Here is a 17,358-nt window from a genome sequence, read left to right on the forward strand (position 1 = left end):
CCAGGGGCTTTTTGTTTTACAGGTACCTCAAGGGCGCGGTGCCTGCATCCTCGGCATTTCAATACCATGCTCATGCACCCGTCGGTACAGCGTTGCCCGCGAGATCCCCAGTGCGCGCGCAGCATCACCGGGTTTCCAGCGATGTCGCACCAGTGCATCAAGCAGCACTTGCCGCTGCGGGCTGACACACTGCTGCTCAGGTGCCGAGCACTGCCCACCGCGCACGTCCACCGGCAGGTCTTCCACCTGCAAGGTGCCGCTGCCACACACGGCACAGGCATAGCGCAACACCTGCCGCAGTTGACGCAGGTTACCCGGCCAGCGGTAGTTCAACAGGCACTCCAGTGCCGCAGCCCCGAGCCCCACCTGCACACCACAGGCTTTCGCCTCCTCTTCCAGCACCTGATTGATCAACACCAGCAAGTCGCTACGCTCGCGCAGCGGCGGCAGTTCAAAACGTGCGTTGGCCAACCGAAAGTACAGGTCCTCTCGGAAACTGCCTGCAGCCACCCTCGCAACCAGGTCACGGTGCGTGGCGCAGATCACCTGAATATCCACCCGCTCGCGCCGGGAAGCCCCCAACGGCGCCACTTCACCCTCCGCCAGCACCCGCAACAAACGCGTCTGCAGACCCAGCGGCATGTCACCGATTTCATCGAGAAACAACGTACCGCCATCGGCCTGCTGCAATAGCCCACGCATCCCCTTGGTCGAAGCACCGGTAAAGGCTCCTGCGGCATAACCGAACAGTTCACTCTCGATCAGGCTCTCCGGGATTGCCGCACAGTTGAGCGCCACAAAAGGCCCTTCGGCCCGCGCACTGCGTTGATGCAACTGACGAGCAAAGACCTCCTTGCCCGCCCCGGTCTCCCCCTGGATCAGCACCGCCAGGTTGCAGTCCTTGACCCGCGTCGCCAGACGCAAGGCCTCAGTCACGCGTGCATCAATCGCAATCGGTTCAGTGCGAGTCGCCCGTCGAACCGGCTGACGCCGTGGTGAACTGACCCGGGCATGCACTTCGCCACCAGCGGCAGTCCAGTTCAGGCGCTGGGCAGCCTCGTCTGTCGCGGCACGCAGTATCTCCAGGTCAAACAACTGACCAATGTGCTCCGGCACTTGCCCGCATTGCTCAAGCACAACCCGCCGCGCCACGCTGTTGAGTGCCTGCAGCCGTCCGTCGGCATCCCAGGCCAGGAGAAAGTCAGGTTGGCTGTCGACGTAACCGGGCGCACTGTGGGCGCGCAACACCCAATGCTGTTCGGCGTTGTGCATGAAAAAGGCATTCTCGATTTCACGCGCACTCTGGACCACCATCTGCCGAATCAAGTGCTGGCTACGACGGTCATCCGGCGATTGCAGCGCCGAGACATCAAGCACCCCGAGCAACGCGCCCTGGGGGTCGAACACTGGGGCTGCCGAGCAGGTCAGACCAATGAAGGCGGCCCGAAAGTGATCGCGCTTGTGCACTGTGACCGGTGCATGACTGGTCAACACCCCGGCCACCCCGCAAGTACCCTCCTCGCCTTCCGACCAACAGGTGCCCAGGTACAGGCCAGCCTTGCGACAGTCGTTGCGTATCGTCGACTCGACGCGATAGTCGATGGTGCGCCCCTGGGCATCGGTCAACAGCACGCAATAATCGGCATCACGTACCCGCCCATGCAGGCGTGCAACGGCATCGCTGGCAATGCGCAGGAACAGCTCGGCGCGCTCGCGGCACTCATTCAGTGAGCTTTGTGAAAGGATGCGCGGCCCTTGCAGGGAGGCAGGATCTAGACGGTGCTGCTCCATGGAGCGGCGCCAGGAGTCGAGTATCGGCGCCGGAACCGGCGCTTGAGGCAGGCGATCGGCGTTCTTCAGCACACGGCTGACGCAATCGACGTGGGCCTTGGAGTTCGCGGCAAGCATGGGGCCTCCGGTTCTCGTGTTCTTGTCGTTATGCGGCCCATTAAGCGCCCATTGCCGGCCCTCGACAAGCACTGCCTGCGCCACGGCCTTTGTGAGACGCAGCGTCTCGGCGTCTCAGCCAACACCCCTCGCGACTGACACCCAGCGTCTTGCCGCAGCCTGCCAGCCGCGCACTGAGCCTCGCCACAGAACCGCTCTGGAACAGCCCTTTGCGCATCACTCACACCACCTTGGCACCACGCTTGCTCTAGCCCTGACAAACAAAACCAAAGGTGTGCCCATGAGCCATCCCGTTCTTACCGTAGGCATCATCGCCAACCCGGCTTCGGGTCGCGATCTGCGCCGACTGACTGCCAACGCTGGGCTCTACTCCAGCACTGACAAGGCCTCGGCCGTGCAACGCCTGCTGGCGGCTTTCGCCGCAACCGGGGTCGACCAGGTGCTGCTGCCTCCAGACATGACCGGAATTGCTGCCGCCGTGCTCAAGGCCGGGCTTGGGCCACAGGCTGCCAGCCAACGCTGGCCACAACTGCGCATCCTCGACATGCCGCTACGCCAGACTGTCGCCGACACCCGCCTCGCCGCCCGCCTGATGGTCGAGCAAGGTGCCAGTCTCATTGCAGTGCTGGGTGGCGATGGCACCCACAAGGCCGTGGCTGCCGAGGTCGGTGACACGCCACTGCTTACCCTTTCCACTGGCACCAACAATGCGTTCCCGGAACTGCGCGAAGCCACCAGTGCCGGCCTGGCTGGAGGCCTCTATGCCAGCGGCCGGGTGCCTGCACCGATCAGCCTGCGGCGCAACAAGCGCCTGTTGGTACGCGAGCCCAACCGAGGCATCTGTGAATGGGCGCTGGTGGACGTCGCCGTGTCGCCACAACGTTTTGTCGGCGCCCGCGCCATCAGCCGTACGGAAGACCTTGCGGAGGTCTTCGTCACCTTCGCCGAACCCCATGCCATCGGCCTCTCGGCGCTGTGCGGGCTGTGGTGCCCAGTGCCGCGAAATGCCCCCGAGGGCGCCTGGATACGCCTGCACCCCCATGCCGATCAGGCCCTGCTGGCACCCTTGGCTCCCGGCCTGCTACTGGGTTGTGGTGTCACCGCCGCCGGCATCCTGACACCCGGCGTAGCCCACTCACTGAGCCTGGCCAGCGGCACCCTGGCCCTGGACGGTGAACGCGAAATCGAGTTCAGCGAACAGGACCACCCCACCATCACCCTCGACGGCCATGGCCCGTTGAGCATCGATGTCGAAGCGGTACTTGCCTACGCCGCCCGCCATCGCTTGCTGGCGGTTGGCCGTGAACACCCGCAACACCCTGCGAATCAACCGTGCTGAGACAACCCTGGAGAACAACAAGATGTCCACTCACCTGTCCACTGAACAACTGCTACATGCCTATCAGGTCATGCGCACCATCCGCGCCTTTGAAGAACGCCTGCATGTGGAGTTCGCCACCGGCGAGATTCCCGGTTTTGTCCACCTGTATGCCGGCGAGGAAGCATCCGCAGCCGGGGTCATGGCACACCTGCGCGACAGCGATTGCATCGCCTCCAACCACCGTGGTCACGGCCACTGCATTGCCAAGGGCGTCGATGTATACGGGATGATGGCCGAGATCTACGGCAAGAAAACCGGCGTCTGCGGTGGTAAGGGCGGCTCGATGCACATCGCCGACCTGGAGAAAGGCATGCTCGGCGCCAATGGCATCGTCGGTGCCGGTGCGCCGCTGGTAGCGGGTGCTGCACTGGCAGCCAAACTCAAGGGCACCGATGACGTTGCCGTGGTGTTCTTCGGCGATGGCGGCTCCAACGAAGGCGCGGTGTTCGAGGCCATGAACCTGGCGTCGATCATGAACCTGCCCTGCATCTTCGTCGCCGAGAACAACGGCTACGCCGAAGCCACCGCGTCGAACTGGTCGGTGGCCTGCGATCACATCGCCGACCGTGCCGCAGGTTTCGGCATGCCGGGAGTAACCATCGATGGTTACGACTTCTTTGCGGTATACGAAGCCGCCGGCGCGGCAATCGCCCGCGCCCGCTCGGGCCAAGGCCCGTCACTGGTAGAGGTCAAGCTGACCCGCTACTACGGCCACTTCGAAGGTGATGCCCAGACCTACCGGGCCCCGGACGAGGTGAAGAACCTGCGAGAAACCCGCGACTGCCTGATGCAATTCCGTGAACGCACCCTGCGTGCCGGCCTGCTCAGCGCCGAACAACTGGATCAGATCGACGGCCAGGTCGAGGACCTGATCGAAGACTCAGTACGCCGCGCCAAGTCCGACCCCAAACCTGAAGCCGCCGACCTGCTCAGCGACGTGTACGTGTCCTACCCCTGAGCCACCCATACAACAAGAATACGTGGAGAATCATCATGGCGAGAAAGATCACTTACCAGCAGGCTATCAACGAAGCCCTGGCCCAGGAAATGCGTCGCGACACCAGCGTCTTCATCATTGGCGAAGACGTCGCTGGCGGTGCCGGGGCTCCGGGCGCCGAGGATGCCTGGGGTGGTGTACTGGGCGTAACCAAAGGCCTGTACCCGCAATTTCCAGGGCGCGTACTGGATGCACCACTGTCGGAGATCGGCTATGTCGGCGCCGCAGTCGGGGCTGCCACTCAGGGCCTGCGCCCGGTGTGTGAGTTGATGTTCGTCGACTTTGCCGGCTGCTGCCTCGACCAGATCCTCAACCAGGCGGCCAAGTTCCGCTACATGTTCGGCGGCAAGGCGGTCACCCCCCTGGTCATGCGGACCATGGTCGGTGCCGGCCTGCGTGCCGCCGCTCAGCACTCGCAGATGCTCACCTCGCTATGGACGCATATCCCCGGCCTGAAAGTCGTCTGCCCGTCGTCGCCCTATGACGCCAAGGGTCTGCTGATCCAGGCGATCCGCGACAATGACCCGGTGATTTTCTGCGAGCACAAGCTGCTCTACAGCATGCAGGGCGAGGTACCGGAAGAGCTCTACACCGTTCCGTTCGGTGAAGCCAACTACCTGCGCGACGGTGACGACATTACCCTGGTGACCTACGGACGCATGGTTCACCTGGCCATGGATGCTGCCGCCAGCCTGGCCCGCCAGGGCATCGACTGCGAAGTGCTGGACCTGCGCACCACCAGCCCACTGGACGAAGACAGCATTCTGGAAAGCGTGGAAAAAACCGGCCGACTGGTGGTGATCGACGAAGCCAACCCTCGCTGCTCCATGGCCACCGACATCAGCGCACTGGTTGCACAGAAAGCCTTCGCCGCGCTGAAAGGGCCGATAGAAATGGTCACCGCTCCGCATACCCCGGTGCCGTTCTCCGACGCCCTTGAAGACCTCTATATCCCGACCGCCGCGAAGATCGAAGCCGCAGTGCACAAGGTCATGGCCGGGAGGAATGCGGCATGAGCCAGATCCATACGCTGACCATGCCCAAGTGGGGCCTGTCGATGACCGAGGGCCGGGTCGATGCCTGGCTGGTGGAAGAAGGCGCACAGATCAACAAGGGCGACGAAGTGCTGGATGTCGAAACCGACAAGATCTCCAGCAGCGTCGAGGCACCGTTCAGCGGTGTATTACGCCGACAGATCGCCAAGCCCGATGAAACCCTGCCGGTCGGCGCCCTGCTGGCGGTAGTGGTCGAAGGCGAGGCCAGCGACGCGGACATCGATCAGGTCGTCCAACGCTTCCAGGCCGAGTTCATCCCCGGTGGCGATGGTGAACAGGACAGCGGCCCGACACCACAGAAAATCGATCTGGATGGGCGCACCCTGCGTTACTTCGAGCTCGGTCAGGGCGGCACGCCGCTGGTGCTGGTCCATGGCTTTGGCGGCGACCTGAACAACTGGCTGTTCAACCACCCGAGCCTGGCCGCCAAGCGCCGCGTCATCGCGCTCGACCTGCCCGGTCATGGCGAGTCCGGCAAGACCCTGCAACGGGGCGACCTGGATGAACTGAGCCAAACCGTACTGGCCCTGCTCGACCATCTGGACATCGAACGGGTGCATCTGGCCGGGCACTCCATGGGGGGCGCGGTAGCGCTGAACCTGGCACGCCTGGCACCCTCGCGAGTGCACTCGTTGAGCCTGTTGGCCAGTGCCGGCCTGGGTCGGGACATCAATGCCGACTACCTGCTGGGGTTTGTCGAAGCCGGCAACCGCAATGCGCTCAAGCCGCAACTGGTGCAATTGTTCTCCGACCCCGGGCTGGTCACCCGGCAAATGCTCGAAGACATGCTCAAGTTCAAGCGCCTGGAAGGCGTAGACAGCGCGTTGCGACAACTGGCCCAGATGATCTGCGAGAACGGCCAACAACGGCATGACCTGCGCGCAGTGGTCGAACAGCATCCGAGCCTGCTGCTCTGGGGCGCCGAAGACGCAATCATCCCGGCCACCCATGTGGACGGTCTACCGGCACAGGTCAAGGTCCTCCCCGGCCAAGGGCATATGCTGCAAATGGAAGCCGCCGAAGAGGTCAACCAGTGCCTGCTGGCATTCCTTCAGTCCGTCGAGCAATCAGGGAGATAACGACATGAACGACCTTTCCAACACCGCCAGCATGCGCGCCGCCGTCTGGCATGGCCGCCACGATATCCGCGTCGAAGACGTACCCCTGCCAGCCGATCCACCGCCGGGCTGGGTTCAGATCAAAGTGGACTGGTGTGGCATCTGCGGTTCCGACCTGCATGAGTACGTGGCCGGGCCGGTGTTCATTCCTGTGGAGGCCCCGCACCCGCTGACCGGCATCCAGGGCCAATGCATCCTTGGCCACGAGTTCTGTGGCGAAATCCTCAAGCTCGGCGACGGTGTCGAAGGCTATACCATCGGCGATCCGGTCGCCGCCGATGCCTGCCAGCACTGTGGCACCTGCTATTACTGCACCCACGGTCTGTACAACATCTGCGAACGCCTGGCCTTTACCGGGCTGATGAACAACGGTGCATTCGCCGAACGCGTCAACGTGCCCGCCAACCTGCTGTACAAGCTGCCCGACGGTTTTCCACGGGAGGCCGGGGCACTGATCGAGCCGCTGGCGGTGGGCATGCATGCCGTCAAGAAAGCCGGCAACCTGCTCGGCCAGACCGTCGTCGTGGTCGGCGCTGGCACCATTGGCCTGTGCACCATCATGTGCGCCAAGGCGGCGGGTGCGGCCAAGGTGATTGCCCTGGAAATGTCGTCGGCGCGCAAGGCCAAGGCCCTGGAGGTAGGCGCCAGCGTGGTCCTCGACCCCAAGGAGTGCGATGCCCTGGCCGAGATCGGCGCCCTGACCAACGGTTTGGGTGCTGATGTCAGTTTCGAGTGCATCGGCAACAAGCACACCGCCAAGCTGGCCATCGACGCCATCCGCAAGGCGGGCAAGTGCGTGCTGGTGGGGATCTTCGAGGAACCTAGCGAATTCAACTTCTTTGAACTGGTCTCGACCGAGAAGCAGGTCCTCGGCGCCTTGGCCTACAACGGTGAGTTTGCCGACGTCATCGCTTTCATCGCCGACGGGCGACTGGACATCTCCCCGCTGGTGACCGGGCGCATCGACCTGGAACAGATCGTCGGGCACGGCTTTGAAGAGCTGGTGAACAATAAAGAGAAAAACGTGAAGATCATCGTTTCACCGTCAAAACGCTGAACCGCGTCGACAATGTCGGCGCCTGCACGTCTGCAGGTGCCGGCCTTGCCGGTGATGCATCCCCCTCTACGCCAAACCCTTCGCACTCATGTAAACTGGCGCGCTTGACGCAGCCGTTGGCTGCCCCTGTAGATTTCCCAAAGGTAAACGCCATGCCCTGGCTGCAAGTACGTCTGGCTATCAGCCCGGAACAAGCCGAAACCTATGAAGACGCCCTGCTCGAAGTCGGCGCTGTCTCCGTCACCTTCATGGATGCCGAAGACCAGCCAATTTTCGAACCGGACCTCAACACCACCCCACTGTGGTCGCACACTCACCTGCTGGCCCTGTTTGAAGCCGATGCCGAGCCCGACGCAGTCTTTGCTCACCTGCGCCTGCTGACCGGCAACGCGTTGCCGGAGCACCACGCCGAGGTGATCGAGGACCAGGACTGGGAACGCAGCTGGATGGACAACTTCCAGCCCATGCGCTTCGGCAAGCGCCTGTGGATCGTGCCAAGCTGGCATGCGGCACCGGAACCTGAAGCGGTCAACCTGCTGCTCGATCCGGGCCTGGCCTTCGGCACGGGTACCCATCCGACCACCGCACTGTGTCTGGAATGGCTCGACGGCCAGGACCTGCAAGGCCGTGAAGTCCTCGACTTCGGCTGTGGCTCGGGCATCCTCGCCATTGCCGCGCTGTTGCTGGGTGCGCGTCAGGCGGTCGGTACCGATATCGACGTGCAGGCCCTCGAGGCCTCCCGCGACAACGCCGGGCGCAACGGTATCGCCGATGAGCGGTTCCCGCTGTACCTGCCTGAGCAGATGCCCGCCATGCAGGCCGAGGTACTGGTCGCCAATATCCTCGCCGGCCCACTGGTTTCACTGGCGCCGCAGCTCTCCAGCCTGGTTCGCCCGGGCGGCCTGCTGGCACTGTCCGGCATTCTCGCCGAGCAAGGCGCAGAGGTCGCTGCCGCCTATGCCAACGACTTCGAGCTGGACCCTATCGTCGAACGCGACGGCTGGGTGCGTATCAGTGGTCGCCGTCGCTAAGAGCACCTAAAATGGACGCTTGCACAATTCGGATCGCCGCATGACCGACAGTTTCGTCACCCAGTGCCCGCATTGCCAGACCAGTTTCCGCGTCAGCCACACTCAGTTGAGTGTGGCCCGTGGAGTGGTTCGCTGCGGCAACTGTCTGCAAGTGTTCAATGCTGCTCGCCAACTGCTTGAACAGCAGGCCGCGAACAAGGCTGCCGCCGAGCAGCCACCCGTGCCGCTCAGCGAACCTGCCGCCACCCCGCCAGCTCCGGCGATCAGCCAGCGGGAATGGCGCGCGGCCGAGCTGGACCTCGACCACCTTGACCTCGATGAAGAACTCGCACGTCTGGAACAGCGCGAGATCCAGCCGATCACCGAACTCAAAGGCCCGGCACGACGCGATACCGGCCTCAGTGCCAGCCGTGACGGTGATGAACCGCCACTGGCCGACGACCTGTTCGGCAACCCGGTGGACGAACCTCCCGTCGACGCGGTAGAAGCGCCTGCCCCACCCCTGGTGGATGAGGCCGCGACCGACGACGAACCTGCTCAGGGGGAACGTACAGAGCCCTCCCTGTCACTCGATTTCAACGACTTCGATGATGAGCCACGCCGCGAGCGTGATGCCCACCACGATGAACACGACCTGACAACCGACCGCCTGTCGGCGCACGAACCACTGGACACCGATGAGGCGCTACCGGCCGAGCAGGAGCGCCAGGAGCCAGGGCTGGGGGCCATGTCGGGGCGAGCGGCCCGCAAGGAGCCATTGCTCGACCTGGTAGACGACCCGTTGCAACTCGATTGGCAAAAACCACGCAGCTCGTGGGGCCGCACGCTGCTCTGGAGCCTGTTGATCCTGTTGGCTGCGTCCGGCCTGGCCGCCCAGTACATTGCCTACCACTTCGATGAACTGGCTCGCCAGGACCAGTACCGCCCCTGGTTCCAGCAGCTGTGCCCGCAATTGGGCTGCAGCGTGCCGTCAAAAGTCGATATCGCTCGAATAAAGAGCAGCAATCTGGTGGTCCGCAGCCACCCGGACTTCACCGGCGCACTGATTGTCGATGCAATCATCTACAACCGGGCACCGTTCTCCCAGCCGTTTCCCTTGCTGGAACTGCGCTTCGCCGACCTCAATGGTCAACTGATTGCCAGCCGCCGCTTCAAGCCGGCCGAGTACCTGAGTGGCGAATTGGCCGGCAAGGCGGAAATGCCCAGCCAGACGCCTATACACATCGCGCTGGACATCCTTGACCCGGGGCCAAAGGCGGTCAATTACAGCCTGAGTTTCCGCTCGCCCGAGTAATTGCGGGCCTCGGCGCCACATTCGTGGCGCCAGCAGAGCCCTCGTAACCGGTCGGAATAAGCCTATAGCTGTTCAGATTTTATCCAAATCGACCTTTATCCAGTCATCGAGAGCGGGTATCATGCGATCCCTTTTTCGAACTCCAATGATCCGGCCCCACAACAGGGAACTCCTATGTCGGCGGTACGCATCGGCCCCTACACACTGCAGAACGCCTTGATCCTCGCGCCGATGGCCGGGGTGACGGACCAGCCATTTCGTCAGCTCTGCCGACGCATGGGCGCCGGGCTTGTGGTCTCGGAAATGGTCAGCAGCGACATGAGCCTGTGGAACAGCCGCAAGTCGCGTCTGCGCATGATCCATGAAGGTGATCCCGAGCCACGCTCGGTACAGATCGCCGGTGGCGACGCACAGATGCTGGCGGCAGCGGCCCGGGCCAATGTCGAGTTTGGCGCCCAGATCATCGATATCAACATGGGTTGCCCGGCGAAAAAAGTCTGCAACAAAGCGGCAGGCTCTGCTTTATTGAGAGATGAAGCCTTGGTCAGCGAAATCCTCCATGCGGTGGTTGCCGCAGTGGACGTACCTGTCACCCTGAAAATCCGCACGGGCTGGGACCGCGCGAACAAGAACGGCCTGACCGTGGCGAAAATCGCCGAACAGGCCGGCATCCAGGCGCTGGCGGTCCATGGACGCACCCGCGCCGACCTGTATACCGGCGAAGCCGAATACGACACCATCGCGGCAATCAAGCAGGCGGTGTCGATACCGGTTTTTGCCAACGGCGATATCACCTCGCCAGAAAAGGCCCGTGTCGTGTTGAACGCCACCGGAGCCGACGGCCTGTTGATTGGCCGGGCTGCTCAAGGGCGGCCATGGATCTTTCGCGAGATCGAGCATTACCTGCGCACCGGCGAAACCTTGCCGGCACCGCAGTTGGAGGAAGTGGAACGAATTCTGCTGGAACACCTGGCCGCGCTGCACGCCTTCTATGGGGATGTGATGGGCGTACGCATTGCCCGCAAGCATGTCGGCTGGTATCTGGCAACGCTGCCGGGCGCCAAGGAGTTTCGCGCCCAGTTCAATCGTTTGGACGATACGCAAGCGCAGTGCGCCCACGTTCACGCGTTTTTCCGTGAACGTGAACAAAGCCTTGAGACAGAGGACGGACAAGGGGTGGCCGCATGACGATGATGACCGAGACTTTAGTGAGTGGAACAACGCCCGTGAGCGACAACGTCAACCTGAAACAGCACCTCAACACCCCGAGCGAAGAGGGCCAGACCCTTCGCGGGAGCGTGGAGAAGGCGCTGCACAACTATTTTGCGCACCTTGAGGGTGCTGCCGTCACGGACGTGTACAACCTGGTGCTCTCGGAAGTCGAAGCGCCGTTGCTCGAAAGCGTGATGAACTACGTCAAGGGCAACCAGACCAAAGCCAGCGAACTGCTCGGGCTCAACCGTGGCACGCTGCGCAAGAAACTCAAGCAGTACGATTTGCTCTAAACATGAATCCAAACCAGAAAAGGCGGCTCCCATTCGATGAGGTCGCCTTTTTTGCTGAAACCACCGCGTTATGGAATCTGAAATGACCGACCAGACCACCCGCCTGCCGATCCGCCGCGCCTTGATCAGCGTTTCCGACAAGACCGGGATCCTTGAATTCGCCCGTGAACTGGAACAGCTCGGTGTCGAGATCCTGTCCACCGGCGGCACCTTCAAGCTGCTCCGGGACAACGGCGTTGCCGCAGTCGAAGTCGCCGACTACACCGGCTTCGCTGAAATGATGGACGGCCGGGTCAAGACCCTGCACCCGAAAATCCACGGCGGTATCCTCGGTCGTCGCGGTACCGACGATGCGATCATGGAACAGCACGGGATCAAGCCGATCGATCTGGTCGCGGTCAACCTCTACCCCTTCGAAGCCACCATCTCCAAGCCAGGCTGCGACCTGCCGACCGCTATCGAGAACATCGACATCGGCGGCCCGACCATGGTGCGTTCGGCGGCCAAGAACCACAAAGACGTTGCCATCGTGGTTAACGCCAGCGACTACGCCAGCGTCCTGGAAAACCTCAAGGCCGGTGGCCTGACCTACGCTCAGCGCTTCGACCTGATGCTCAAGGCCTTCGAGCACACTGCTGCCTACGACGGCATGATCGCCAACTACATGGGCACCATCGACCAGTCGGCGCAGACCCTGACCACTGAAGACCGCAGCGAATTCCCGCGCACCTTCAACAGCCAGTTCGTCAAAGCCCAGGAAATGCGCTACGGCGAGAACCCGCACCAGAGCGCGGCGTTCTATGTTGAAGCCAAGCCTGCCGAAGCCAGCATCGCGACGGCCGTACAACTGCAAGGCAAAGAGCTGTCGTACAACAACGTGGCCGACACCGACGCCGCACTGGAGTGCGTGAAGAGCTTCGTCAAGCCGGCCTGCGTCATCGTCAAGCACGCCAACCCGTGCGGCGTGGCTGTCAGCCCTGAGGGTGGCATTCGCCAAGCCTACGAACTGGCCTATGCCACCGACACCGAATCGGCCTTCGGCGGTATCATCGCCTTCAACCGCGAGCTGGACGGCGAAACCGCCAAAGCGATCGTCGAGCGCCAGTTCGTCGAAGTGATCATCGCCCCGAGCGTCAGCGATGAAGCCCGTGCCGTGGTTGCAGCCAAAGCCAACGTACGCCTGCTGACCTGCGGCGAGTGGCCTGCCGAGCGCGCCGCTGCCTGGGACTACAAGCGCGTCAATGGCGGCCTGCTGGTGCAGAGCCGCGACAATGGCATGATCTCGGCCAACGACCTGAAAGTCGTGACCAAGCGCGCACCGACCGAACAGGAAATCAACGACCTGATCTTCGCCTGGAAAGTGGCCAAGTTCGTCAAATCCAACGCGATCGTCTACGCCAAGAACCGTCAGACCATCGGTGTCGGCGCGGGCCAGATGAGCCGGGTCAACTCCGCGCGCATTGCCGCGATCAAGGCTGAACACGCTGGCCTGCAGGTGCAGGGCGCAGTCATGGCGTCGGATGCATTCTTCCCGTTCCGTGACGGCATCGATAATGCAGCTAAAGTGGGTATCACTGCAGTGATCCAGCCAGGCGGTTCGATGCGCGATGCAGAAGTCATTGCTGCCGCTGACGAAGCGGGCATTGCGATGGTCTTCACCGGCATGCGTCACTTCCGCCACTAAGCGCGAAGGAGCCGGCCTTGCCAGCGATGCAGGCAGCGCGCAGTTTTCAGGACTGCTCCGCGCCCATCGCCGACAACGCCGGCTCCCGCAGTTTTCCAGAATTAGCGTCATCGAGGTTTTGACATGAAGGTTTTGATTATTGGCAGCGGCGGTCGTGAACACGCCCTGGCCTGGAAAGTTGCCCAGGACCCACGCGTCGAGAAAGTCTTCGTCGCCCCAGGCAACGCCGGCACCGCTACCGAAGCCAAGTGCGAGAACGTCGCCATTGACGTCACTGCACTGGAACAGTTGGCCGATTTCGCCGAGAAAAACGTTGCCCTGACCATCGTCGGCCCGGAAGGCCCGCTGGTTGCTGGCGTCGTCGACCTGTTCCGCAGCCGCGGACTGGACTGCTTTGGCCCAACCAAAGGTGCCGCCCAGCTGGAGGGCTCCAAAGCCTTCACCAAGGACTTCCTGGCACGCCACAAGATCCCGACCGCCGATTATCAGAACTTCACTGAAATCGAGCCGGCACTGGCTTACCTGCGCGAAAAAGGCGCACCGATCGTGATCAAGGCCGACGGCCTGGCTGCTGGCAAGGGCGTGATCGTAGCCATGACCCTGGCAGAAGCCGAAGATGCCGTACGCGACATGCTTGCCGGTAACGCCTTCGGTGAGGCCGGCTCGCGCGTGGTTATCGAGGAGTTCCTCGATGGCGAAGAAGCCAGCTTCATCGTCATGGTCGACGGCCAGAACGTACTGCCGATGGCCACCAGCCAGGACCACAAGCGCGTTGGCGACGGCGACACCGGCCCGAACACCGGTGGCATGGGCGCCTACTCGCCAGCACCGGTCGTAACCGCCGACGTGCATCAGCGGGTCATGGACCAAGTGATCTGGCCGACCGTGCGCGGCATGGCCGAGGAAGGCAATGTCTACACCGGCTTCCTCTATGCGGGCCTGATGATCGACAAAGCGGGCAACCCGAAAGTCATCGAGTTCAACTGCCGTTTCGGTGACCCGGAAACCCAGCCCGTCATGCTGCGCCTGGAATCGAGCCTGGTACTGCTGATCGAAGCCGCATTCGCCAAGGCGCTGGACAAGGTCGAAGCACAGTGGAACCCACAACCAAGCCTGGGCGTGGTCCTGGCCGCTGGCGGCTACCCTGGCGACTACACCAAGGGTGCGCCGATCCACGGCCTGGAAGCGGCTGCCCAACTGACCGGCAAGGTGTTCCACGCGGGTACCGCACTCAAGGATGGCGCAATCGTCGCCACCGGCGGTCGTGTACTCTGTGCAACCGCTCTGGGTGAAACCGTTGAAGCCGCGCAGCAGCAAGCGTACCGCCTGGCCCGTGAAATCAACTGGGAAGGCAGCTTCTACCGCAACGACATTGGCTACCGTGCCATTGCCCGTGAGCGCGGTGAACATCAGCAGTAAAGCAACACCACGGGTACGCCTGGCGTGCCCGACCAGACGACAAGGCCCCGCGTGGGCCTTGCCTTCGTCTCGGCGCGCCGCGCATAGTGGTACCCCGGCATTCAGCTAAGGAAGGGATTTCGTCGTGCGTCGGCTCAGGATTGCCATTGGCCTCACCGTCAGCCTGCTGACCCTGTTCTGCCTGTTTCCGGCGTCTGCCGACCATGGCGGTGGCTGGGCTGTTTTGCTTGACGAGCAAGCCAACCTGCAACTGAGCGATGTACGCTCCGAACGTTACCGAAACCAGTTCAGCCCTATCCAGCTCAGCCAACTCAACGCTGCCGCCCCCAATCACGCATTGTGGTTGCACTATCGACTCCCCCCGGGCGAGAACGAACAACTGTTGCGTGTCTTCGCCCCGGACCTTTCCAGCCTTGATCTGTATGTGCTGGATAGCAACGTGCTGCTCAGGCAGTCACTCAATGGCCGTGTCGGCGACACCAGCGAGCCCGTGCTGCGTAGCAGTGACCACTTGTTACGGCTGCCCAACAGCACGAAGCCACTGGATGTCTATCTACGATTGGTGTCCGATCACCAGTTGCGCCCCGACATTAGCCTGCAACCGGCCGCCGAGGCCGCCGCCGACCAGCGTGAAGCCGTAATGTTCGGCCTGCTGTTCGGCTGCATCGGCATGCTGATACTGCACAACCTTGCCCGTTTTGCCTATTCGCGCTCGACCACCAGCCTGGCGCTGGCTGCGTACCAGGGCCTGATGCTGTTCAGCGCACTGATCCTGCTGAACCTCGGTAGCCCCTGGATCAACCTCTGGCACTCCGCCCAAACCCCTGCGGCGTACCTGACAGCGTTGCTGGCAACGCTGTGCGGCCTGGTCTTTACCGCACGCTTTTTCAATGGCTTCGATCAGCCCCGCCTGACGCGCCTGCTGCAGGCAGACATGCTCTTGATCAGCCTCTGCGGCCTGGTGCTGCTGTTTGTCGATACCCTGCCGCTGAACCTGATGACCTACGCCCTGATGGCGTTGGGCAGCCTGAGCATGCTGTTGGTGGCCAGCCATCACTGCTACAAGGGCTATGCGCCAGCCAGGCTGCTCACCCTGGCCATGCTGGTGTTCAACATCGGCTGCCTGGTCGTGCTCCCGGCCTTGCTGGTGCTCACACGCACACCGACCCAATGGTTACTGTTCATCCTGCTCGGTCTGACCGCACTCAGCGGCTTGCTGCTGAACCTGGCCGTCAGTGAACGCTTGCGCACCATCAGAGAAGCGCGCTTCAGTGCCAGCCGGGCATTGGCTGCAAGCAATGCCGAGGTCAATGCCAAGGCCGAGTTTCTCGCCAGGATCAGCCATGAAATCCGCACGCCCATGAACGGTGTGCTGGGCATGACAGAACTGCTGCTGGGTACTCCGCTGTCCGTCAAACAGCGTGACTATGTACAAACTATTCATAGCGCCGGTAACGAGCTGCTTACCCTGATCAACGAGATCCTCGACATCTCCAAGCTGGAGTCCGGGCAGATCGAACTCGACGACGTGCAGTTCGACCTCAATGCCCTGATCGAAGACTGCCTGGGTATCTTCCGGGCCAAGGCCGAGCAACAGAATGTCGAGTTGATCAGTTTCACCCAACCACAAGTCCCACGGGTTATCAGTGGTGACCCGACACGCCTGCGCCAGGCTCTGCTGGGTCTGTTGGAAAACGCGCTGAAGACCGTCGATCAAGGCGAAATCCTGTTGGTGGTAGCCCTGGATCAACGCACTGATGCCCCACGCTTGCGCATCGCCGTTCAGGACAGCGGCCAGCCGATGTCCGACAGCGATCGCGATACCTTGCTGCAAGCCGAACTGAACAGCCGGCACTACCTCTCTGAAAGCAAGCTGGGCGGGCATCTGGGCCTGGTGATCGCCAAGCAGTTGATCACCCTGATGCACGGCGAGTTCGGGATCAAGACCAGCCCCAATCAGGGCAACACCCTCTGGATAACCCTGCCGCTGGACCCGCAACGCCTGGAGCAACCTGCCGCCGACCTGGATGGCCCTTTGCGTGACGCTCGCGTACTGGTAGTGGACGACAACGACACCTGCCGAAAGGTGCTGGTACAGCAGTGCAGTGCCTGGGGCATGAACGTCAGCGCCGTACCCTCGGGCAAGGAGGCGCTGGCCCTGCTGCGTACCAAGGCCCATCTGCGGGACTACTTCGATGCGGTACTGCTCGACCAGAACATGCCGGGGATGACCGGCATGCAGTTGGCCGCGAAGATCAAGGAAGACCCGAGCCTGAACCACGACATCCTGCTGATCATGCTCACCGGCATCAGCAACGCGCCGAGCAAGATCATTGCGCGCAACGCCGGGGTAAAGCGGATCCTGGCCAAGCCCGTGGCCGGCTATACCCTCAAGACGACCCTGGCCGAAGAGCTCAGCCAGCGAACCAAGGGACCGCACCTGCCCCCCATCGCAGCGCTTTCCCAGCAGCCACTGAAGTTACCCAACGACTTCCGCATTCTGGTCGCCGAAGACAACAGCATTTCGACCAAGGTCATTCGCGGCATGCTGGGCAAGCTCAACCTGGAGCCTGACACGGCCAGCAACGGTGAAGAGGCCCTGTCGGCAATGAAAGCACAGCGCTATGACCTGGTCCTGATGGATTGCGAAATGCCCGTGCTGGACGGCTTTTCCGCCACGCAACAACTGCGCGCCTGGGAAGCCAACACCCAACGCAAGCGCACGCCCGTGGTAGCCCTGACCGCGCATATACTTGCCGAACACAAAGAGCGCGCACGCCTGGCCGGCATGGACGGACATATGGCCAAGCCCGTTGAGCTGTCACAACTGCGCGAACTGATCGAACACTGGGTGGTTCGTCGAGAACAAGAGGCCAGCCAGACGACAGGCACTGATACACTCCTTTGAG

General features: G+C 62.4%; 13 protein-coding genes. 12 read left to right on the plus strand and 1 reads right to left on the minus strand.

Features of this window, described 5'->3' with window-relative positions; genetic code table 11:
• Nucleotides 1-27: 27 nt before the first annotated feature.
• A complete protein-coding gene (locus IE038_RS08060) occupies nt 28-1,908 on the minus strand; it encodes a sigma-54-dependent Fis family transcriptional regulator (protein WP_189395433.1) in 1,881 nt (626 codons plus the stop codon).
• A 280-nt stretch (nt 1,909-2,188) separates the two neighbouring features.
• Between IE038_RS08060 and IE038_RS08065 the strand changes: the two genes are divergently transcribed.
• The 12 genes from IE038_RS08065 to IE038_RS08120 all read left to right on the plus strand — a co-directional run bounded on the left by IE038_RS08065 (nt 2,189) and on the right by IE038_RS08120 (nt 17,357).
• Nucleotides 2,189-3,247: an ATP-NAD kinase family protein gene (locus tag IE038_RS08065; protein ID WP_163934162.1), complete on the plus strand. Its 1,059-nt coding sequence runs from the start codon at nt 2,189-2,191 to the stop codon at nt 3,245-3,247.
• 22 nt (nt 3,248-3,269) lie between these two features.
• Nucleotides 3,270-4,247 carry a thiamine pyrophosphate-dependent dehydrogenase E1 component subunit alpha gene (locus tag IE038_RS08070; protein ID WP_189395475.1) on the plus strand — a complete coding sequence of 326 codons (978 nt, stop codon included), beginning with the start codon at nt 3,270-3,272 and terminating at the stop codon, nt 4,245-4,247.
• A gap of 35 nt (nt 4,248-4,282) precedes the next feature.
• Nucleotides 4,283-5,302, plus strand: coding sequence for an alpha-ketoacid dehydrogenase subunit beta (locus tag IE038_RS08075; RefSeq protein WP_163934962.1), 1,020 nt, complete (start codon nt 4,283-4,285; stop codon nt 5,300-5,302).
• On the plus strand, nt 5,299-6,420 hold the full coding sequence (locus IE038_RS08080) for an acetoin dehydrogenase dihydrolipoyllysine-residue acetyltransferase subunit (protein ID WP_163934958.1): 1,122 nt from the start codon (nt 5,299-5,301) through the stop codon (nt 6,418-6,420). The genes IE038_RS08075 and IE038_RS08080 overlap by 4 nt, the downstream gene beginning before the upstream one ends.
• A 31-nt stretch (nt 6,421-6,451) precedes the next feature.
• The gene (locus tag IE038_RS08085) at nt 6,452-7,516 is read left to right on the plus strand and encodes a 2,3-butanediol dehydrogenase (RefSeq protein WP_229775646.1); all 1,065 of its coding nucleotides are present in this window, start codon (nt 6,452-6,454) and stop codon (nt 7,514-7,516) included.
• A 152-nt stretch (nt 7,517-7,668) separates the two neighbouring features.
• Nucleotides 7,669-8,547, plus strand: a complete 879-nt coding sequence (gene prmA / locus IE038_RS08090; RefSeq protein WP_163934955.1) for a 50S ribosomal protein L11 methyltransferase — start codon at nt 7,669-7,671, stop codon at nt 8,545-8,547.
• Between the two features lie 40 nt (nt 8,548-8,587).
• Complete coding sequence (locus IE038_RS08095; RefSeq protein ID WP_189395435.1) at nt 8,588-9,841, plus strand: DUF3426 domain-containing protein; 1,254 nt, start codon at nt 8,588-8,590, stop codon at nt 9,839-9,841.
• A 174-nt stretch (nt 9,842-10,015) separates the two neighbouring features.
• A complete protein-coding gene (gene dusB / locus IE038_RS08100) occupies nt 10,016-11,029 on the plus strand; it encodes a tRNA dihydrouridine synthase DusB (protein WP_163934952.1) in 1,014 nt (337 codons plus the stop codon).
• The gene (gene fis / locus IE038_RS08105; RefSeq protein ID WP_003186237.1) at nt 11,026-11,346 is read left to right on the plus strand and encodes a DNA-binding transcriptional regulator Fis; all 321 of its coding nucleotides are present in this window, start codon (nt 11,026-11,028) and stop codon (nt 11,344-11,346) included. Before dusB ends, fis begins: the two co-directional genes overlap by 4 nt.
• Before the next feature lie 82 nt (nt 11,347-11,428).
• On the plus strand, nt 11,429-13,030 hold the full coding sequence (gene purH / locus IE038_RS08110) for a bifunctional phosphoribosylaminoimidazolecarboxamide formyltransferase/IMP cyclohydrolase (protein WP_163934949.1): 1,602 nt from the start codon (nt 11,429-11,431) through the stop codon (nt 13,028-13,030).
• A 123-nt stretch (nt 13,031-13,153) separates the two neighbouring features.
• Nucleotides 13,154-14,449 (plus strand): phosphoribosylamine--glycine ligase, encoded by a 1,296-nt coding sequence (gene purD / locus IE038_RS08115; RefSeq protein ID WP_163934946.1) that lies wholly within the window; start codon nt 13,154-13,156, stop codon nt 14,447-14,449.
• Between the two features lie 124 nt (nt 14,450-14,573).
• Nucleotides 14,574-17,357: a hybrid sensor histidine kinase/response regulator gene (locus IE038_RS08120; RefSeq protein WP_189395436.1), complete on the plus strand. Its 2,784-nt coding sequence runs from the start codon at nt 14,574-14,576 to the stop codon at nt 17,355-17,357.
• Nucleotide 17,358: the final 1 nt, after the last annotated feature.

This window comes from Pseudomonas laurentiana, from assembly GCF_014648275.1.
GTDB classification, from domain to species: Bacteria; Pseudomonadota; Gammaproteobacteria; order Pseudomonadales; family Pseudomonadaceae; genus Aquipseudomonas; species Aquipseudomonas laurentiana.